We start from the raw sequence: 21,319 nt of genomic DNA on the forward strand, positions 1-21,319 counted from the left end.
TAAGTTGTTTATGTTGAAATTGAGAAAATGGAAGTGAAACATATAACTAGATAATGAAGAGGAGTTTTTTTTATTTAATTACGGTTTGGCTATTGCCAATTTTAAGTTTAGGTCAAAATCAATGGGACTTTCAAAATCAAGATTTACCGTTAGAAACAAGGGTAGATGATTTAATGGATAGGCTATCTATTGAAGAAAAGATTTCTATGTTGATATCTACTGCAGAGGCTATTCCAAGATTAGAAATAGAAAATTACTACCATGGAAACGAAGCTTTACATGGTGTAGTTAAAGGTGGTAGGTTTACTGTTTTTCCACAAGCAGTTGCATTGGCGTCAACATGGAACCCTAATTTAATTCATCAAGTTTCAACCGCTATTTCAGATGAGGCTAGGGGTAAATGGAATTTCTATAACCAAGGTAAAGATCAAAAGAATGTGTATAGTGATCTATTGACATTCTGGTCTCCAACTATTAATATGGCTAGAGATCCACGCTGGGGTAGAACTCCAGAAACCTATGGTGAAGACCCATATTTAACGAGTAGGATTGGTGTTTCTTTTGTAAAGGGTTTACAAGGAGATGATGATAAATATTTAAAGGTTGTTTCTACACCGAAGCATTTTGTAGCCAATAACCAAGAAGAAAATAGGTTTGCTTACAACGCCAATATTTCAGAAAAATCTTTACGTGAATATTATTTCCCTGCATATAAAGTGGCTGTTCAAGAAGGTAATGCCCAATCTATTATGAGTGCATACAACGCTTTAAATGGGGTGCCAAGTACGTCAAATAATTGGCTGTTAAATACTGTTTTAAGAGATGAATGGGGTTTTGAGGGGTACGTAGTAAGTGATTGTGGTGCGCCCACCTATATTCAGAAATCACACAAATATGTGAACACAAAAGAAGAGGCTGCTAAGGTAGCCCTAGAAGGTGGACTTGATTTGGAGTGTGGAGACGATATTTATGCCGATTACCTGTTAAAGGCATATGAAAATGGGCTAGTGTCCCAGGCAAACATAGATAAGGCGGTAAAAAGGGTTTTGACCGCTCGTTTTAAATTAGGAATTTTTGATAAGGTTGACGGCAACCCATACACCAAAATTTCCCCAGATGTAATTGGGTCAAAAAAGCATCAAGAACTGGCATTGGAAACATCAAGACAATCTATGGTTTTGTTGAAGAATCAAAATGATATTTTGCCTTTAAATGTAAATGATATTAAAAAAATTGCGGTTGTCGGTTTTAATGCTAATCAGGTTGTTTTTGGTGATTATAGTGGTCTTCCTGTGATTAAACCCATATCACCTTTAGATGGGATAAAAAATAAAGTGGGTGACAAAGCAGAGGTCACTTATGTAAAGTGGAAAACGGCTGCCAAGAATTTAAACTTAATTGAAGCTGAAAATTTAATAAATGACCAAACTGGTGAACCGGGTTTGTTTGGCGAATATTTTGATGATAAATTTTTAGAAGGCACGCCACAAACGCGCGTTGATAAAGTGGTGAATTTTGATCCGGTAAATAATCCGCCAGATCCATATACTAACTTTCGTCATAAATCTATGCGTTGGTCTGGTTACATAACCCCAAATTTTTCAGGGGTGTATAAAATTGGAGTCAATTCTGATGATGGGGTTCGTATGTGGTTAAATGGTAAATTGGTGGTAGATGAATGGCACAACCGTGGTATGACTACTGACCAAGTAGAATTACATATGAAGGCGGGTGAAAATTACGATATCAAATTAGAATATTTTGATAATGGAGGTGATGCCATTTGTCAATTGCTTTGGGAAGTACCTACGACTACAAACGATTTATATAAGGAGGACAAGCAGGTTGCAAAAGAGAGCGATTATGTGATAGCTGTTATGGGAATTAATAAATCTATTGAAAAAGAAGGTCGTGATAGAACTTCGTTAGCGTTGCCAGAAGACCAGGTCTATTACTTAAAAGAGATATATGCACATAATAAAAATCTAATTGTTGTTTTGGTTGCAGGGAGTTCATTAGCTATTAATTGGATGGATGAAAATGTACCTGCAATTGTGGATGCATGGTACCCAGGTGAAGCCGGCGGTACTGCCATTGCAGATGTGTTATTTGGAGATTACAATCCTGCGGGTAGATTGCCATTTACCTTTTATAAATCGGTTTCAGATTTACCTGATATGGATGATTACGAGGTTTCTAATGGTAGAACATATATGTATTTTAAGGGAGACGTACTATATCCTTTTGGGTATGGGTTAAGTTATACCCAATTTAAATATGATTCTTTAAAAGTAAAGTCTAAATCTGATACTGTTGTAATATCTGCATCAATTAAAAATACTGGGACTTATAATGGTGATGAGGTAGTGCAGTTGTATTATACGGTTAATAATTCAGCTGTAGAAAGACCTATTAAAAAAATGATAAGGTTCGAAAGAATCAGCTTAAATGTAGGAGAATCAAAAACTATTGAATTTAAAGTGACTAAAAATGACCTGCAGTATTGGGATGAAAACGCTAAACAATGGTCGTTTGAGAAAGCTGAATATAAATTTATGATTGGGGCATCTTCTAAAGATATACGACTTCAAGAATCGAAAAAAATAGACTAATGAAACAGACCATTACTTCGTGTATGTTGATGTTCGCTTGTACATTTATAGGCTGTAAGAGCAACCATGTGGCACTAAACGATATTCAAGTAATAGGGAGCCATAATTCATACAAAATAGGGATTGAACAACCATTGTATGATTATTTGCATACTCTTGAACCAAAGAAAATGGAAAGTTTGCAATACACCCATATTTCTTTAGAGAAACAATTGAATTTAGGTTTACGAAATTTAGAATTGGATGTTTTTTATGATCCAAAAGGAGGTCATTTTTCTAGCCCTAAAGGATTAGAAATAGTAAGATCTCTTGGTCAAGAACCTTTAGTTTTTGATATGGAAGAAAAGCTGAAACAGCCTGGCTTAAAAATGTTTCATGTCCAGGATATTGACTTTCGAAGTCATTATCTTTTATTCAAGGACGGATTGAAAGCTCTAAAGAAATGGTCTACGGATAACCCAGAACATTCACCTATCATAATTCTAATCAATACCAAAGATCAGAAAGTACCGCAAACTAGAGCACCTTTGGCATTTGATAAAAGTGCTTTAAATGCGCTTGATGATGAAATAAAAAGTGTGCTTCCCGCAACTCAATTAATAACTCCAGATGATATAAGGGGTGATTTTGAATCTCTTGAAAAAGCTATTTTAAATAAAGGCTGGCCTAGTATAAAAAACTTACAGGGAAAATTCTTATTTGTATTGGATGAAAAAGAAGAACGTATTCAAAATTATATACAAGGTCATGAATCGCTTAAGGGTAGGGTGCTTTTTGTGAACAGCAAAGAAGGTAATCCTAAAGCTGGTTTTAGAATTGTGAACAAACCAATTAAAGATTTTGAATATATAAAAGAACTGGTTTCCAAAGGGTATATGGTACGTACCAGAGCCGATGCCGGTACTAAAGAGGCGAGAACTAATAGCTATGAAAAATTTGAAAAAGCTAAAGCATCTGGCGCACAAGTAATTTCTACAGATTATTATTTGCCTTCTACATTATTTAGGTCTGATTATAAAGTGATTTTTGAAGATGGAACTTATGAGAGAATTAAGAATAAATAAAAAATTTAATAATGTATTGCTATTACTTGTATGCTTTCAAGTAATAATAACATCTGCACAAGAGCAAACGGCTACAGACTTTACAATGGTGGCTGAAAATGTAACTACAGGTATTTTAATTGATAAGGCAGATGCAAAAGTAGTTGGTATAGCAACAGCACTACTTGCAGATGATATTGAAAAAATATCCGGCAAAAAACCGGTGGTTTCTTTTAAAAAGAATAATCAAAATAATACCATTATAGCAGGTACTATTGGTAATAGTAAATGGATTGATGCTATGATTGCCAATGGTAAAATTAGCGTAGCGGAAATTAAAAATGGTTGGGAACGCTTTCAGATTCAGATTGTAGAAAATCCAATGGCAGGCATTGATAAAGCTTTGGTCGTTGTTGGTAGTGATCGTAGAGGAACAGCTTACGGAGTGTTAGAATTGTCTAGAAAAATTGGAGTTTCACCGTGGGAGTGGTGGGCAGATGTTACGCCCGCCAAAAAAGATGCAATTTCTATTACCCTTAATAAAATAGTTTCTAAATCTCCTTCGGTAAAATATAGGGGTGTTTTTTTAAATGATGAAGATTGGGGGCTGCAACGTTGGGCAGCTTTAAATTATGAACCTGAAACGGGGGATATTGGACCTAAAACCTATGCAAAGGTTTTTGAACTACTGTTACGATTAAGGGCAAATACAATTTGGCCTGCAATGCACTCAAGTACCAAACCTTTTTACTCTTACCCAAAGAATAAGTTCGTGGCAGATGATTATGCTGTTGTTATTGGCACATCGCATGCAGAGCCTATGTTGAGTAACATAAATACCGAATGGAAACATGATGAAATGGGGGAGTATAGGTATGATACCAATTCAGAAACTATAAAAAGTCTGTTTACAAAGAGGGTAAAGGAAACTGCAAAACTAGAAGGCATTTACACTACTGGAATGCGTGGTGAGCATGATTCGCCCATGATTGTTGGTGAAGATGATACCGATGCGCAAGTGAATTTATTAGAGCGTGTAATTACCGATCAACGAGCTATTTTAAAAAAGGAAACCAAGAAAGACCCAACGACTATTCCACAGGCATTTGTACCTTATAAAGAAGTATTGAATTACTACCAAAGCGGATTAAAATTACCTGAAGATATTACTTTGGTTTGGACCGATGATAATTATGGGTATATACGCCAATTGAGCAACCCAAAAGAGCAGGAAAGGTCTGGCGGTGCCGGTGTGTACTACCATACATCTTATTGGGGTAGACCGCATGACTATTTATGGTTAAATTCTACAAATCCGGTTTTAATGTGGGAAGAAATGTCTAAAGCTTACGAGTTTAAATCTCGAGATATCTGGATCTTGAATTGTGGAGATATTAAACCACATGAGTATAATATAGAGCTGTTTTTAGATATGGCCTGGAATATGGACGATTTTAAACAAAGTACAACGGTTAAAGACCATACCCAAAAATGGGCAACCCGTGAATTTGGTAATGAAACGGCATCAAAAATCACCGATGTTTTATTTGAGAACAATCGCCTGGCATATATACGAAGACCTGAATTTATGGCTTGGAGTCAAGTTGAGCCGGTTACAAAAGAAGGGGAGACAACGTTGACACAATACCATTATGGTGATGAGGTTACCCAGCGTTTAGAAAATTATCAATCATTGGTTGATGATACTGAAAAACTATATGAACAAATACCAGATTATAGGAAAGATGCATTTTATCAGTTGATATATTACCCTATAATAGGAGCCTCAAAACTAAATCAAAAATGGCTGTATAGTTTTAAAAATAAATTTTCAGCTAAACAGGGTAGGCAAAGTGCCAATACTTTTGGGGCATTGTCCGCCAATGCCTTTAAACGAATTGAGAAAGAAACGGCATATTATAACACACAACTTAAAAATGGAAAATGGAATTATATTATGACCATGGCTCCGCGCTTTCTTCCTGTTTTTTCACAACCTTCAACTTCAAGTATTATTAATAATGAGGTTGCTAGTATTGGTCTGGCTTTAGAAGGTTATCAAATGGAATTGAATAATACTATTATCAATAGCTATGCAGATGTATTGCCCGTATTCAATAGCTATACCAATAGCAGCTATTTTATAGATGTCTTTGCAAAGGGTAAGGGCACAGTTCATTGGGAAGCAAGACCAAAGGTAGATTGGATCAAGTTGTCTGAAAGTAAAGGTAGTTTTGACGAAAAAAACCTAGAAAAAAGAATTTGGGTAAGTATAGATTGGAGTAAAGTTCCAAAAGGGGAAAACAAAAAAGAAGCTCCACTAGGACACGATTTTCAGTTGATTCCGCCAAGCTTTAAAGTAAACAGTGCTATAGATTTTATATCCAATGGAAAAACCATGAGTGTTGGCGTTTCTGCATATAATCCTAAATTTAAGACATTAGAAAATTATAAAGGTTTTGTAGAAGACAAGGGTTATGTTTCTATTAATGCGGAAAACTTTTCTAGAAAACTGGATGGTAAAGAAACAAACTGGCAAATTTTTGATGGTTTAGGGTATACCAATAAAGTAATTACAGCATTTCCAAGAACCGCAAAACCATTAGTAACTATAAACGAAATATTAAATGAGAGTCCGGTTTTAGAGTATGATTTTTATACTTTTAATTTTGGAGAAGTTGATGTTAACCTACAAGTTGTGCCCACACATGCTGCCCACAATGGTATTGGTGTGCGTTGTGCAGTGGCTATTGATGATGCTACACCTGTTTTAATAGATTTTGAAACAATTGGGCGTAGTGATGAGTGGAAGCAGAGCGTTCTTAATAATGCTGCGGTACATTCTGCAAAACAAATTGTAAACAAGGCAGGTGAACATACATTAAAAATATGGATGGTAGACCCTGGAGTAATGATAGATCAGGTGTTGATAGATTTAGGAGGATGGAAAAAGAGCTACGCGTTTCCAAAGGAAACAATGATAAAATAAGCAGGTCGGTTATAAAACTACCAAGAGTTATATGCTTTTTTTTGGTGTTATTTATAAGTCTCTCTTGTAGTAATAAACAGGAGACGGAATTTGAAGAAGTAAAAATTGCATTCATTGCAGATGCACATTTTCAAGATATCTATGCCCAGTTTAATGATGCCGATTATAAGGGTATATTGAATACGGAAACGGGAGATTTTGTAAACATACGTACCATGAATGCCCAGTTAAAGTCTACCCGTATCTTCAATGAAAATTACTTTGCATTTATTGAAGCCTTAGATGATATTGTAGCTAGGGGGATAAAATATGTTGCGCTTCCAGGAGATTTTAGTGATGATGGTCAACCTGTACACGTTAAAGGATTGCGCAAGATTCTAAATCAATATTCCAAGAAATACGGACTTTTATTTTTTGCGACAACCGGAAATCACGATCCCGTAAAACCTTTTGAACAAGATGCTGGTAAAACAGACTTTTTAGGTGTTGGTGGCAAAGAGCAGATTATTACTAGCAATAAAAGAAATGTAAAAAATACATCAGCGGATCAGCTTACACCTATTATAACAGAAGAAATAAAAAAATGGGGCTATAAGGATATCTTAAATGAAATGTCTGCATTTGGGTTTTACCCTCAGAAAGAATATTTGTATTGGGAGACTCCTTTCTCTAAATACACTTATAATGAATACACTTTTGGGAAAGCTGAAAAAGCAGCTGTATTAGGCAATAGAACCTATGCTGTAGATGATTATAACAAACACCCAGATGCTAGTTATTTAGTAGAACCAACAGAGGGTATTTGGCTTTTGGCTATAGATGCCAATGTATATGTTCCTAAAGAAAAAATGACATCATCTTCAGAAAATGGTAATGATTTTGAAAGTGCCAGTATAGGTTATAATAATGTGATTTTACAAAAACGCCATTTAATAGATTGGGTAAAGAAAGTAGCTGAGAAAGCCAATAAAATGAATAAGGTGTTGATTGCTTTTAGCCATTATCCTATGGTAGATTTTAATGATGGTGCCGCTACTGAAATGAAACATTTTTTTGGTGAAAAGAAAATGCAGTTACATCGGGTGCCAAATGTGGAAGTAGCCGAAACGTTTGCCAATGCAGGTATTCAAATTCATTTTGGTGGTCATATGCATATTAATGATACCGGTGTTTATGAAAGTGCAAAGGGTAATACATTGTTCAACATACAAACACCTTCACTTGCTGCCTATGCACCGGGTTATAAAGTTTTGTCGATTCGTTCAAAAACAAGGTTTGAGGTAGAGACAGTGGTGATAGAAAAGGCAAAAGATTTTAATAGTCTGTTTTCTTTGTATGAAGAAGAATATGCTTATTTATTAGAAAATGAAACTCCGGATATTTGGAATAAAGACATTTTAACCGCTGAAAATTATAGAGATTTTACGCAGTGGCATTTAAAAGAATTGGTGAGGCTTAGGTTTATACCAGATGATTGGTCAAGCGAATTTTTGACCGAATTTGTAAATAAAACAGGGAAAGAATTGATACTTGAATATTCGGGTCATTTAGATGAGGAGACTAATAATATAGTACCGGATGATTTTAAGGGTTGGACAGGTATTGATTTGATCTATGATTTTTACAGATTACGAAGTGCAGATGAATTGGCTAAAGTAGATATTGGTAACCATAGGCTGCAGCAATATAAAATAGTATGTAATCTATTGAAAACATCTCATATCAAAGCTATTGGTAATTGGGCGGTCATTTTTGAAAAAGCAATGAACGGTGAGCCTTCCGATCATTTTGTAATTGATATAATTGAAGGGTCTATTAAAGAACTATAGACATTAAAGATTATTAAAAAACCGTTACCCGAAGCTTTTGTACATTTATATAATACTTAACTCAACTACTCAAAACAACGCATGCGAAATTTTCTAGGCATATTTATCAGCGTATTATTTTTTGTAAAATGTCTGGTTGCCCAAGATATTAAGTTTGAACACTATAATGACGATAATGGGTTGTCTCATAATGCCGTCCGCCACATTGTTCAAGATAAGCACGGTTTTTTATGGCTGGGTACTTTTGCCGGTTTAAATAGATTTGATGGCTATGAGTTTAAATCTTATTTAAGTTCTTCTACTGATAAAACAAAACTGCATAACGACGATATTACAGCTTTAGAACTAGATGAGGAATCTAATAATTTATGGATAGGAACTAGAAACGGTTTGTCTCTTTTTAAGACCGACACCTATACTTTTAAAACATTTTTGCCAGATGAGAACAATCCTAATAGTTTACCAGAGGGTGAAATACGTTCTGTTTTTGTAGATAAGTTTAAAAGAATTTGGGTAGGTACAAAGAACAGCGGACTTTATATTTTAAACCATAATACAGATGTTTTCAATAAGGTTGAAATAAAGAATTTCAATTACATTAAAGAAATTGTTGAAGATAAGAACGATGATATTTGGATTGGTAGCTACGAATCTGGAGGTGTTGCAAAACTAACGCTTGGTGCAGAAGGGGAAATTGTTCAAAAATACATTTACAACCTATCTATAATAAATTCAGTGGAGAAGAATCCATATTTGAATTTTATATATGAAGACGCAAAATCAGATATTTTTATAGGTACAAGAGAAGGTCTGTACAAGCTAAATAAAACGACCAATAAATTTGATAATCTAGAAATTAAGGATACTGAAATTAAAGAAGGTCTAGGACCTTATTTTCTTTCTGTAGCACAAGCGCCAGACGGGAAATATTGGGTAGGTACACTTGGTGGTTTAATTGTTTGTGATCAATTAGAAGATATTGAAGAGGGTGAGTTTAAATGGCATTATTCCGTACTCCCTGATGATACTTCTTTAGTGGACAACTTGGTATCAGCTTTGTTTTTTGATGCTTCAGGGGTGCTATGGATAGGTACTGAAGATGGTTTGGATAAGTATGATCCATTTGAAAATCAGTTTAATAGCAATAAGGATATTTCGCTGCATATTAATAATCAGGTACCTAGAATACGTGGGTTTAGTAAAACTTTTGATAATAAAGTGGTTGTGGCAACTAGGCATAACGGACTATTTATTTCTGAAGATGAAGATTTTTTACCACTTTATAATAGTCAAAAAGATGTAGCAAGTATTTATTCTACAGATGGTGTTATATTTTACTGTGGTTTATGGAACGGAAATCTTTTGGTGTATAACTACAAAAATAACACTGCCAAAGAAATTTCTGTTGGTTTTGAACAATCCCCAATTTTTGCTTTTGAGGCTTTAGATGAGAATCAGTTAATATTGGGGTCTTTTGGTGAAGGCGCCATGTTGTTAGATACTAAAACCTTAAAAAAGGTAATCGGTACAGATGTAATCTTGCAAGGGTACCAAATCAATGAAATTGTCAAACAAAACGATGCCAATATTTGGTTTGCTACAGAAACAGGTGTTGTTCATTTTTTGAAGGATAAAAATACTTTTGAATATTATACATCTATTAGTTCACCAGAACCAGGTTTGTTGCATGATAATGTTAGTGACATCATGTTAGATAATGAAAATCGTTTATGGGCTGCGACCAGAAAAGGTATTAGTCTTTTTGATTTCAAGGAGAATAAATTTAAACCGTTAGAAGAACCCGTTGAACTTAGGGATAAATGGATAACCGATATGCTCACGTACACAAATGGTGATATTTGGTTTAACCTAAATAGCAATAGTGTCGCTAGGCTAAAATCTAACTTAAAAAGTTATAATATTTACGATGTTAAAAGTGGTAATAGATTAGATGTCTTTAGTTCTAGCGGTTTCTATAATTTTCAAAACTCAAATATATATTTAGGAGGTAAAAATGGTATTATTTATTTTTCACCGCATGCTATCAGTGAAAATAAGATTGCTAAAAAACCTATGATTACCGAATTTAAGATTCAGAACGAGGTAATAAATCCGGGTACTGAAATTAATGGTCAAATACCTTTAGAAAAAGACTTAAACGAGACCAAGAACGTAAGCTTAGATTATAAGAATAGAAATTTTTCACTTCAATTTTCTGCACCATCGTACGTTAACGAAAAGCTCAATAGGTTTGAATATATGTTAGAAGGTTTTGACGAAAACTGGATATCTACTACAAGCAATTCTAGAACGGTACAGTATACAAACTTGTTTCCAGGAGATTATACTTTTAAAATAAAATCAAGCAACAGTGATGGTTTTTGGAGTGATGTAAATTCATATCAAATTTCAATAACACCTCCTTTTTGGTTAACATATCAAGCTTTAATACTCTTTTTGGCATTGTTCATTTTAATCATTTATTTGATAAGAAGAGAAATGAAGAACAGGTTGCGATTAAAGCAAGAACTGGTTACAGAAAAGGTAAATAGAGAGCGTGATATAAAATTGAATAATGAGAAACTTCGCTTTTTTACAAATATCTCTCATGAGTTGAGAACACCGTTAACATTGATTTTGGGTCCGGCTAAACAACTATTGGAAGAAAGTAGTGAGAACAGTAGCGAATACCAAAAGAGTAGGTTTAATCTCATACACCAAAACGCTAGTAGGTTACTTAATTTGGTAAATCAGGTTCTTGATTTTAGAAAAGCGCAAACCGGGGAACTAAAACTAAAAGTATCTAAAACAGATATTTTAATGTTTACGATGAACACGTTCGAGTCTTTTAAAGAGTTCGCTTACAACAAACAAATAGAATTAAATATTAATAGTGAAGTAGAGGATTTGTTTGGTTGGATAGATAGAGACAAGTTTGACAAGATTCTGTATAACCTTTTATCTAACGCCATAAAGTTTACCAATAAATATGGGCATGTTGATCTGTTTATAAAGCTCAAAGAAACCAATAGTGAAATGTTGGTCATTGAAGTGAGTGATGACGGTATAGGTATACCCGTAAAAAGCCAGGAAAAAATATTTACCCGTTTTTATCAAGCTACAAATAGTAAAGAAAATAATACTGGGTCAGGTATTGGCCTTTCTTTGGTGAAATCTCTTGTAGAATTACATAAAGGAACAATCGTTGTTGAAAGTAAACCTAATGAAGGCAGTACATTTACCGTAGAAATTCCTATAACCAGAAATAGCTATTCTAAAAAAGAGGTTTTTGAATTTATTTCAAATAAAGAGGTAGAAGAGCCAGAAACATATGTTCCCGTAAAAAGGAAAACCACAAATACCGAGATAAAAGATAAGGTACTGGTCATTGAAGATAACATTGAACTAAGAAAATATCTTATTGACTATTTATCTGCTTACTACAAGGTTTATGAGGCAGAAAACGGTCAAGAAGGATTACAGCTATGTAGAAAGATCAAACCCATGTTGTGCGTAGCAGATGTTATGATGCCGGTTATGGATGGTTTAGAATTTTGTAATGAATTAAAGAATGACGAATTTATAAGTCATATTCCTGTAATTCTACTAACGGCGCTGTCTGAAAACGAGGACAAGGTGAAAGGGTATGATGTTGGTGCAGATTCTTATTTGGTAAAGCCTTTTGATCCGTCGTTATTAAAATCGGTAATCGTAAATACCATTAAAACACGATTAGAACTTAAGGCAAAGTTTTCTGACGAGGTAGAGAGTGAAGTGGGGCTGCTTACACATTCTCCCATAGACAAAGAATTAATGGAACAAATCACCCAGATTATTGAGGATAATATTGATGACGTTGATTTAACCACCAACTACCTTTGTCAAGAATTAGGTATGAGTTCCTCAAAATTGTACCGTAAAATTAAAGAACTAACAGATTTGGCACCAAACGAATTTATTAGAACCATTAGATTAAAGAAATCTGCACAACTGCTAAAGACTAAAAAGTATAACGTGTCAGAAGTAACAGATTTAATAGGCTTTAATGATCCACTTTACTTTAGTAGATGTTTTAAAAAACAGTTTGGCTTTCCACCTAGTAAATTGTTGAAATAGAATGTTTTAGATGTTAATTATTTTTTTGATTATCCATATTTATGACAATATTATCCATCTTGTTTTGGCTTAATTGATATACATTGCATGTAGATATTTTTAGGATATCATATCAACTTACTCAAAAACTAATTACAACTTTATGGAAAATGCCTTCAATAAACAGAACAACCCCATGGCTGATATCGACGATTGGGAAGATAACTTATTAGAGAGATACCCTAATCCAGAAGAAATCACAAAAGAAAAAGAAGAGTTTAGAAATTACGTGGACTCAGAAAGGTTAGATACTGTCAAAGAATTCTATAAAATAAACCATCAATTTCAAACCTATGATTTTGTAGTTGAAAAAGAGAAGGAGTTTTTGCAGTTCAATAAAAAAGAAATGTCTATTTGGGAAGCGGTGGATTTCCTAAATACCCTGGTAGACGATAGTGATCCAGATATTGACCTTGATCAATTGCAGCATTTATTGCAAACTTCTGAAGCAATAAGAGCAGACGGGCATCCAGATTGGTTTGTACTTACCGGTTTTATACATGACCTAGGTAAAATACTTTGCCTTTTTGGAGAACCACAATGGGCGGTAGTTGGTGATACCTTCCCTGTTGGTTGTGCCTATTCCGATAAAATAGTATATCCAGAATTTTTCAGTGCAAACCCCGATGCTACCAACGAAAAATACAATACAAAATATGGTGTCTATGAACCTAATTGCGGATTGGATAAGGTAAAAATGAGCTGGGGGCATGATGAGTATCTATATCAGATCATGAAAGATTATTTGCCAGAACCGGCACTGTACATGATTCGTTATCATTCTTTCTACTCACAACATAGAGAAAATGATTACGAACATTTAATGACAGCAAAAGATATTGAGATGTTTGAATGGGTAAAGAAATTTAACCCATATGATTTATATTCAAAAGCGCCTGTTCCACCAGATGCAAAAGAATTACTTCCTTATTATAAAGAATTGGTAGCAAAATATTTACCGGAGAAGTTAAATTTTTAGTTGTTCTAATTATTTGAGTTTAGCAATGCTCTAGCATATTCTACTAGAGCATTTTTTTTACCTAATATTTTCAAAACCAACCAATCTACCTATGTATACCGCTATTACATTTATTGCGTTTACCGCCTTTGTTGCCTTTTATTCATGGTTTAAACTAAGAAAAGAAAAACTGGACTCTAAGGACGGATATTTTCTTGGAGGAAGAAGTTTAACGGGCGTGGTTATTGCCGGCTCAATGTTATTGACAAATATTTCTACTGAACATTTAATAGGTATGAACGGCTCGTCTTATAAAAACGGGTTCATCATAATTGCTTGGGAGATAACATCTGCATTGGCATTAGTGGTGGCGGCTATATATTTTGTTCCCAAATATTTAAAAATGGGATTGACCACGATACCCGAGTATTTAGAAAAAAGGTTTGACAGCACCACTAGAACTTTGGTAGCGCTATTTTTAATGGTTTCCTTCATTATAACATTGCTGCCAATTGTACTTTATACCGGTGCAATCAATATTGAAAGTATTTTTAATATATCAGAAGTGCTTGATGTTTCAAAAGAACAAGGGTTGTGGATCACTGTGGTCTGTATAGGTATTCTTGGCTCTATATACGCCATATTTGGTGGTCTTAAAGCTGTTGCCATTTCAGACACGATTAATGGCTATGGTTTGTTAATCGGTGGTTTGGCAATACCTATTATAGCTTTATTTGGTATAGGTGATGGTAATCTATTTGATGGTTTGTCTAAAGTATACAACCATAGCCCAGAGAAATTTAATGTTATTGGGGCTAAAGACTCTGTACTACCATTTGAAGTGCTTTTTACAGGGCTTATCATTAATCAGCTATATTTCTGGAGTATGAACCAAACCATTATTCAACGAGCCCTTGGTGCCAAGAATTTGGTAGAGGCACAAAAGGGTCTTCTCTTTACGGGAGTTTTAAAAATTTTAGTCCCTATAATCATTATTCTACCTGGTGTAATCGCCTTTTACTATTTTGGTGATTCTCTTTATGACAATCAAGATATGATCTATCCTGAGCTTGTTAAAAAGGTTTTGCCTATTGGTTTTGTTGGTGTATTCGCTGCAATTATTATGGGAGCCGTGCTAAGCACTTTTAATAGTGTATTGAACAGTGCTGCAACTATTTTCAGTATAGATGTTTTTAAACGGCATTTTGGTAAGAATGCAAGCGATAAAAAATTGGTAAGAATAGGGAAAATTACATCTACCATTCTTGCGGTGTTTGCTATTCTGGTAGCGCCTATGGTGGCAAATGCGCCAGACGGACTTTATCAGCTATTACAGCAATTAAACGGTATTTTCTTTATACCGATAGCTTCGATTATGTTAGCAGGTTTCTTTCTGAATAAAGTATCTGCCATGGCTGCCAAAGTAGCTTTGCTTGTTGGTTTAACGTTCTACATCTTAACTACTTTTGTGTTCAAGGTTGATATTCATTTTGTACATATTTGGGGAATTGAATTTGTTCTAAATGTATTGGTGATGTTCATTGTTTCATATTTCTATCCTAATCATAAAGGAACAATAGAAGAAGATCATGATTATGTGGAAATGAAAGAATGGAGGTATACAAAGCCTATGGCTATTATCTTATGTATTATTACCGTAGTGATATATGTACTATTGGGTACAAATTAATAGGTTGTTTTTTGGTGCGGATTAAGGTTTATGTCGTACTCAATTAGTAAAACTAGAAACAATTCAATTACGAAATATGTAACTATAATTTCAAGGTATTTTAATTTCAACAGGCGTTTAAGTCTATAAAATGGTGCCAGAGCTCCGTGTTTAATACACTCTTCATTGAGAATTATGCCTTATAAAACCTAAAAAACCCTGCAAATATTAAAATTTGCAGGGTTTTGTTTTTGTGACCTCGACAGGATTCAAACCTGTAACCTCTTGAGCCGTAATCAAGTGCGCTATTCAGTTGCGCCACGAGGCCATTTTGATTTTTCCCTTAGCGGGGTGCAAATATATTTCTTTTTACATTTACCACAAAATAAAGAACACAATATTAAATGGATTTTAAAAGCTTAATTAGAGATGTGCCTGATTTTCCTAAAGAAGGAGTCGTTTTTAAAGACATAACTTTATTACTTCAGAACCCTAAAGCACTTCATGAAACAGCAAATGCATTGCATGATTTGTTAAATGGTCAGCAGATAGACAAGGTGGTTGGTATGGAAAGCAGAGGTTTTATATTTGGACCTATGTTGGCTCAAAAATTAAATGCTGGTTTTGTACCTGTACGCAAACCTGGTAAGCTGCCGTCTACCACTTTGAGTGAAACTTATGATTTGGAATATGGTACGGATACCTTAGAAATTCATATTGATGGTATTGAGAAAGGGGATAAGGTGTTAATACATGATGATGTGTTGGCGACAGGTGGTACTGCTAAAGCAACATGTAATTTAATAGAAAAATTGGGTGGAGAAATAGTTCAGTGTAATTTTCTAATTGAACTTACTTTTTTAGAAGGCGTTTCTAAAATTAGCGATTATGCCGTGAAATCTCTGGTTAAATACTAGTCCAACGCTTTTTTGGTAATAAAATAGCGCCAACCAATAAGAGCCATTTGTAATTTGCTAGCTTTGGATAAATCTAATTGCTGTTTACTGTAAGAAGGTAATATGGCTTTATTTAGCTTGGCTATTAATTTGTAGAGCTTCTTTTTCAATTTAAAATTTTTATAAAAATACATAAATTACTTAACGCTTGATCAAGTCGTTAAGTAGCTATGAATGTAATTTCTTAAAAAATGTTTAGTGGTAAACCAAGGTTACGATTATACTTAAGATTAAGACAACAAGAAGTTTTATTAAAGTAATCATATTTTAAAGTTTTAGTGGTTGATAATTTTAGATTGTTTTCGAAAGATATCATTGTAGTAGTGTTCCCACAAATAAAAATTGATAAAATAATGATTTTGAATACTAATATGTAAGTGTATAAATTATATACATTATAATAAATAACACGTATTCTATAAATAAGTTTATTTATGTAAGTATAATTATGATTTTAGTATTGGTTTGTAATAATTGTAGGCTATTTTTGAGTGGTATTTAAAAATCGTAGACCTAAAATTCAGTAAAATAGCTTAAAAAGTGTCATTCCATTCTACTTTATAGAAATGTGCAATGTTTTAAGTACATCGTAATTTAATAATTAGTTGGTGCTATTTTAGGTTATAGATGACATCAATTGTCATGTGCCGTCACATATCTTCTAATTATATTTGTCAAAATTCTTTTCATGCAAGATTTCTTATTTATAGTTGGAGGGTTAGTATTACTAATAGCAGGGGGTAACTGGCTATTGAAAGCTGCGGTCGATTTATCGTTAAAGCTTAAAATACCTAAAATTGTAATAGGTATGACGGTGGTATCTTTTGCTACATCAGCGCCAGAGCTTATAGTAAGTATAAACGCCGCTTTAGATGGTTTTCCTGATTTGGCACTTGGTAATGTGGTAGGTTCAAATATCGCTAATTTAGGGTTGGTACTTGCTATTACTATTTTGCTTAGTCCTATAGATGTAAGTAAAAGTTTTTATACTACAGATTGGCCTGTAATGATGATTGCTTCTTTACTTTTCTTTTTCTTTATTTATTTCGATGGTGTAATTCAGCAATATGAGGGTATTGTTATGGTGGTCTTTCTGTTTTTCTTTCTAGTGTATCTATTGCGGTTTCAAAAGCCAGCGGTCATTGATGAAGAAGATGAGCCAGATGTTATGATGCCTACGTATAAGACAGCATTGTTCTTAGGATTAGGTGGTGGGGCACTTTGGGGCGGTTCTGAGCTGCTAATTAGTGGAGCGGTAGGTATGGCAACCGCATTCGGAGTTAGTGAACGTGTAATAGCAATAACTATAGTTTCTGTCGGTACAAGTATTCCTGAACTTGCAGCATCTATAATTGCAGTGGTGAAAAAGGAAAAAGCAATTTCATTAGGGAATTTAATAGGTTCTAATATTTTTAATCTGTTAGCAGTTTTAGGAATCACTTCCATTATAACACCCATATCGGTCATGGACCAAGGCTTATTGACCAATGATATTTTCTGGATGTTAGGTATTTCATTCTTAATATTACCGCTAGTTTTTATACCTAAAGGATTGAGATTGGGTTGGAGAGATGGTCTGGTACTTGTTTCAATTTATTTGGCATTTGTATATGTCACCATCTCATAAGTTGGTTGAGCAAAAACAAATAAAAAACGCCTTGGAAAAATATCCAAGGCGTTTTTAGTATAATCGACAATTAATTTGGTATTAGATCTTTGCAGACTTTACGGTCTTAATAATTCTAGCTGCAATTTTGTATGGATCACCGTTAGAAGCTGGTCTTCTATCTTCTAACCATCCTTTATATCCTTTTTCGACAGCAATTAATGGAATACGTATAGATGCACCTCTATCTGAGATACCCCATGAGAAATCATTAATAGAAGCTGTTTCATGTAAACCTGTTAAACGTTGGTCGTTAAACTCACCGTAAACAGCAATGTGTTCTTTTACAAATGGTCTGAAAGACTCACAGATTGCAGCGTAAACATCTTTACTACCACTAGTTCTTAAAGCAGTGTTAGAGAAGTTGGCATGCATACCTGATCCATTCCAATCCATATCTTTTCCTAATGGCTTTGGGTGGTAATCTATGTAGTAACCATATTTTTCAGTTAATCTGTCAAGTAAATATCTAGCGATCCAGATTTCATCACCTGCTTTCTTAGCACCTTTAGCGAATAATTGAAACTCCCATTGTCCAGAAGCAACTTCTTGATTGATACCTTCAAAGTTTAAACCTGCATCGATACATAAATCGGCATGCTCTTCAACTAAACCTCTACCGTGTGTATTTTTACCACCAACTGAACAGTAGTACATACCTTGTGGAGCAGGATAACCACCAATAGGGAAACCTAATGGTAATTGTGTTTTAGTATCCATAATGAAATACTCTTGCTCAAAACCGAACCAGAAATCTTGATCTTCATCATCAATAGTAGATCTACCGTTAGAAACGTGGGGTGTTCCGTCAGCATTCATTACTTCTGTCATTACCAAATAACCGTTGATCCTAGCTGGATCTGGGTATATAGCTACAGGTACTAACAAACAATCTGAAGATCCACCTTCGGCTTGTCTTGTAGATGATCCGTCAAAAGACCAGTTACCTAATTCTTCAAGAGTTCCTTTAAAATCTTCATGCTCTTCAACCTTTGTTTTGCTTCGCATGTTTTGAGTTGGAAAGTATCCATCTAACCAGATGTATTCTAATTTAATTTTGGCCATAATATGTTCGTTATTTTTTAATAAAAGACAAACAAAAATATGTTTTTTATGATTTGGTTGCGTTTTTTTAGGGGGTTAATGTCAAAAAATTAAATTTATTGTTTTATACCCCTATTTTTTATCGGGTATTTTGTCATATTTATATTTATTGAACGTAATTTTGCTAAATTAATAATGAATTTAGATATGAAGTCATCAAGATTTACTGCTATAACCGAAAGTCAAAAGAGAAATAGCATTGCTATTGAGGAGAAGGGAAGACGATCAGATTTGTTCGGTGTTAATGTGTTCAATGAAAAGAAAATGCTGCAATACCTTACCAAAGATGCCTTAGAGAGTTTAAAAGGTGCTATGGTATCAGGATCTAAAATAGATAGAAAAATTGCAGATCAAGTGGCAGAGGCCATTAAGGGTTGGGCAATTAGTATGGGAGCTACACATTATACACATTGGTTTCAACCATTAACAGGTTCAACGGCAGAGAAACATGATGCATTTTTTGATCTTTTGCCAGATGGCACTGCCTTAGAAAAGTTTGGTGGAGGCCAATTGGTGCAGCAAGAACCAGATGCTTCAAGTTTTCCAAGTGGCGGAATTAGAAATACGTTCGAAGCTAGAGGTTATACTGCTTGGGATCCTTCTTCGCCAGCATTTATTTATGGTACAACATTATGCATCCCAACTATTTTTGTTTCATACACGGGTGAAGCTTTGGACAACAAAGCGCCTCTTTTAAGAGCTTTAAGTGCGGTAGATGATGCGGCTACTGCCGTTGCCAAGTATTTTGATAAAACGGTAACAAAAGTCAATGCAACTTTAGGCTGGGAACAAGAATATTTTTTGATCGATAAGGCACTGGCGCATTCTAGACCAGATATAATGATGACGGGTCGTACTTTGGTGGGTGAAACTCCGGCTAAAGGGCAGCAGCTAGATGATCATTATTTTGGTGTGATACCAAGTCGTGTATTGAGTTTCATGAGCGATTTAGAAAAAGAATGTACCAAACTAGGAATTCCTGTTAAGACAAGACATAATGAGGTGGCTCCAAATCAGTTTGAATTAGCACCTGTTTTTGAAGAGGCCAATCTTGCCATTGATCACAATTTATTATTGATGGATGTAATGGATAAAATTGCTGATAAACATCATTTTAAAGTGCTTTTTCATGAAAAACCATTTGCAGGTATTAATGGTTCTGGTAAACATAACAACTGGTCTTTGGCAACAGATACCGGGGTAAATTTATTGAGCCCGGGTTCTACACCAATGAAAAATCTTCAATTTTTGACCTTCTTTATAAATACGATTAAAGCTGTAGATACTTATGAAGAGCTTTTACGTTCTTCAATAGCATCTGCAGGTAACGATCATCGTTTAGGTGCAAATGAAGCCCCACCAGCCATATTTTCAATTTTTGTAGGTTCACAATTAAGCAATGTTTTAGATGAATTAGAAGGGGTTTCTAAAGGAAAATTATCTCCTGAAGAAAAAACAGAGCTAAAGCTGAACGTAGTAGGTAAAATCCCTGAAATTTTGATGGATAATACCGATCGTAACAGAACATCTCCTTTTGCTTTTACCGGAAATAAATTTGAAATGCGTGGCGTAGGTGCAAAAATGAACTGTGCCAAACCAATGACCATTTTAAATACCATAGTAGCAAAACAATTAAAAGATTTTAAGAAGGAAGTTGATGTTTTGATCGATAAGAAAAGCTTAAAGAAAGATGAAGCTGTTTTTAATGTATTGCGTGAGTATATAAAAACATCTAAACGTATTCGTTTTGATGGTGATGGGTATAGCACGGAGTGGGAAAATGAAGCCAAAAGAAGAAAATTAAGTAATAATAAAAATACTCCAGAGGCTCTAGAAATTTTATCTTCTAAAGATAGTATAGCCTTGTTCGAATCAATGAACGTAATGAGCCAAGTAGAGGTCAGTGCGCGCCAAGAGGTAGATTTGGAGAATTACATTATGCATTTACAGATAGAGGGTAGGGTGTATAATGAACTGGTGTACGGTTATATTATGCCGGCAGCATTGGAATATCAAAATAAACTAGTTGAAAATGTGTCTGGTTTAAAAGAGATTTATGGTGCGGCGCATAAGAAGTTCTCTGAAGGACAGTTGACCATGATCGAAGATATTGCAGAACATGTGGTAGGTATCAAAAAAATGGTAGATGCTATGGCAGATGCCCGTAAAAAAGCAAATGCTTTGAAAGACACTAAAAAGAAAGCCGATGCATATTGCCATAATGTAAAACCATATTTTTCAGAAATAAGAACGCATAGTGATAAGCTAGAAAAATTAATGGACAATAGGTTGTGGCCATTAACTAAGTACAGAGAATTGTTATTTATTGAGTAGTCTT

General features: G+C 34.4%; 12 protein-coding genes and 1 tRNA gene. 10 read left to right on the plus strand and 3 right to left on the minus strand.

Annotated features, from left to right (window positions below):
* Positions 1-53: 53 nt before the first annotated feature.
* The 7 genes from PXD56_RS05140 (at position 54) to PXD56_RS05170 (ending at position 15,276) form a co-directional block, all read left to right on the plus strand.
* Entirely contained in the window at positions 54-2,612 is a 2,559-nt protein-coding gene (locus PXD56_RS05140; RefSeq protein ID WP_276492246.1) for a glycoside hydrolase family 3 C-terminal domain-containing protein, read from the plus strand.
* Positions 2,612-3,676, plus strand: a complete 1,065-nt coding sequence (locus PXD56_RS05145) for a phosphatidylinositol-specific phospholipase C1-like protein (protein WP_276492247.1) — start codon at positions 2,612-2,614, stop codon at positions 3,674-3,676. Before PXD56_RS05140 ends, PXD56_RS05145 begins: the two co-directional genes overlap by 1 nt.
* Positions 3,654-6,644 (plus strand): glycosyl hydrolase 115 family protein, encoded by a 2,991-nt coding sequence (locus PXD56_RS05150; RefSeq protein ID WP_276492248.1) that lies wholly within the window; start codon positions 3,654-3,656, stop codon positions 6,642-6,644. Before PXD56_RS05145 ends, PXD56_RS05150 begins: the two co-directional genes overlap by 23 nt.
* Entirely contained in the window at positions 6,545-8,473 is a 1,929-nt protein-coding gene (locus tag PXD56_RS05155) for a metallophosphoesterase (RefSeq protein WP_276492249.1), read from the plus strand. The genes PXD56_RS05150 and PXD56_RS05155 overlap by 100 nt, the downstream gene beginning before the upstream one ends.
* An 81-nt stretch (positions 8,474-8,554) precedes the next feature.
* Positions 8,555-12,589: a hybrid sensor histidine kinase/response regulator transcription factor gene (locus PXD56_RS05160; RefSeq protein WP_276492250.1), complete on the plus strand. Its 4,035-nt coding sequence runs from the start codon at positions 8,555-8,557 to the stop codon at positions 12,587-12,589.
* Between the two features lie 142 nt (positions 12,590-12,731).
* Positions 12,732-13,607 carry an inositol oxygenase family protein gene (locus tag PXD56_RS05165; protein WP_276492251.1) on the plus strand — a complete coding sequence of 292 codons (876 nt, stop codon included), beginning with the start codon at positions 12,732-12,734 and terminating at the stop codon, positions 13,605-13,607.
* A 91-nt stretch (positions 13,608-13,698) separates the two neighbouring features.
* Positions 13,699-15,276, plus strand: a complete 1,578-nt coding sequence (locus PXD56_RS05170; RefSeq protein ID WP_276492252.1) for a solute:sodium symporter family transporter — start codon at positions 13,699-13,701, stop codon at positions 15,274-15,276.
* Between the two features lie 233 nt (positions 15,277-15,509).
* Here PXD56_RS05170 and PXD56_RS05175 read toward each other — a convergent pair.
* Positions 15,510-15,583: transfer RNA gene (locus PXD56_RS05175), tRNA-Arg, on the minus strand.
* A 76-nt stretch (positions 15,584-15,659) separates the two neighbouring features.
* Here PXD56_RS05175 and PXD56_RS05180 point away from each other — a divergent pair.
* Positions 15,660-16,172, plus strand: a complete 513-nt coding sequence (locus PXD56_RS05180; RefSeq protein WP_276492253.1) for an adenine phosphoribosyltransferase — start codon at positions 15,660-15,662, stop codon at positions 16,170-16,172.
* Here the strand turns inward: PXD56_RS05180 and PXD56_RS05185 are convergent.
* Positions 16,169-16,321 carry an SsrA-binding protein gene (locus tag PXD56_RS05185; protein WP_276492254.1) on the minus strand — a complete coding sequence of 51 codons (153 nt, stop codon included), beginning with the start codon at positions 16,319-16,321 and terminating at the stop codon, positions 16,169-16,171. The two genes, PXD56_RS05180 and PXD56_RS05185, sit on opposite strands and share 4 nt — an antisense overlap.
* Positions 16,322-16,899: 578 nt before the next feature.
* On the opposite strand from PXD56_RS05185, the gene PXD56_RS05190 reads away from it, so the two are divergent.
* Positions 16,900-17,838 carry a calcium/sodium antiporter gene (locus PXD56_RS05190; protein ID WP_276492255.1) on the plus strand — a complete coding sequence of 313 codons (939 nt, stop codon included), beginning with the start codon at positions 16,900-16,902 and terminating at the stop codon, positions 17,836-17,838.
* A gap of 81 nt (positions 17,839-17,919) precedes the next feature.
* On the opposite strand, the gene PXD56_RS05195 is transcribed toward PXD56_RS05190, so the two are convergent.
* On the minus strand, positions 17,920-18,942 hold the full coding sequence (locus PXD56_RS05195; RefSeq protein WP_276492256.1) for a glutamine synthetase beta-grasp domain-containing protein: 1,023 nt from the start codon (positions 18,940-18,942) through the stop codon (positions 17,920-17,922).
* 186 nt (positions 18,943-19,128) lie between these two features.
* Here PXD56_RS05195 and PXD56_RS05200 point away from each other — a divergent pair, with 186 nt between their 5' ends.
* On the plus strand, positions 19,129-21,315 hold the full coding sequence (locus PXD56_RS05200; protein WP_276492257.1) for a glutamine synthetase III family protein: 2,187 nt from the start codon (positions 19,129-19,131) through the stop codon (positions 21,313-21,315).
* Positions 21,316-21,319: the final 4 nt, after the last annotated feature.

The sequence above is a fragment of the Maribacter zhoushanensis genome, assembly GCF_029350975.1.
Lineage (GTDB): Bacteria > Bacteroidota > Bacteroidia > Flavobacteriales > Flavobacteriaceae > Maribacter > Maribacter zhoushanensis.

What these genes read in the sequence shown, in the direction of transcription:
- PXD56_RS05140 (WP_276492246.1), top strand. Translation starts at nt 54, where the DNA reads ATGAAGAGGAGTTTTTTTTATTTAATTACGGTTTGGCTATTGCCAATT.
- PXD56_RS05145 (WP_276492247.1), top strand. Translation starts at nt 2,612, where the DNA reads ATGAAACAGACCATTACTTCGTGTATGTTGATGTTCGCTTGTACATTT.
- PXD56_RS05150 (WP_276492248.1), top strand. Translation starts at nt 3,654, where the DNA reads ATGAGAGAATTAAGAATAAATAAAAAATTTAATAATGTATTGCTATTA.
- PXD56_RS05155 (WP_276492249.1), top strand. Translation starts at nt 6,545, where the DNA reads ATGGATGGTAGACCCTGGAGTAATGATAGATCAGGTGTTGATAGATTT.
- PXD56_RS05160 (WP_276492250.1), top strand. Translation starts at nt 8,555, where the DNA reads ATGCGAAATTTTCTAGGCATATTTATCAGCGTATTATTTTTTGTAAAA.
- PXD56_RS05165 (WP_276492251.1), top strand. Translation starts at nt 12,732, where the DNA reads ATGGAAAATGCCTTCAATAAACAGAACAACCCCATGGCTGATATCGAC.
- PXD56_RS05170 (WP_276492252.1), top strand. Translation starts at nt 13,699, where the DNA reads ATGTATACCGCTATTACATTTATTGCGTTTACCGCCTTTGTTGCCTTT.
- PXD56_RS05180 (WP_276492253.1), top strand. Translation starts at nt 15,660, where the DNA reads ATGGATTTTAAAAGCTTAATTAGAGATGTGCCTGATTTTCCTAAAGAA.
- PXD56_RS05190 (WP_276492255.1), top strand. Translation starts at nt 16,900, where the DNA reads ATGCAAGATTTCTTATTTATAGTTGGAGGGTTAGTATTACTAATAGCA.
- PXD56_RS05195 (WP_276492256.1), bottom strand. Translation starts at nt 18,942, where the DNA reads ATGGCCAAAATTAAATTAGAATACATCTGGTTAGATGGATACTTTCCA.
- PXD56_RS05200 (WP_276492257.1), top strand. Translation starts at nt 19,129, where the DNA reads ATGAAGTCATCAAGATTTACTGCTATAACCGAAAGTCAAAAGAGAAAT.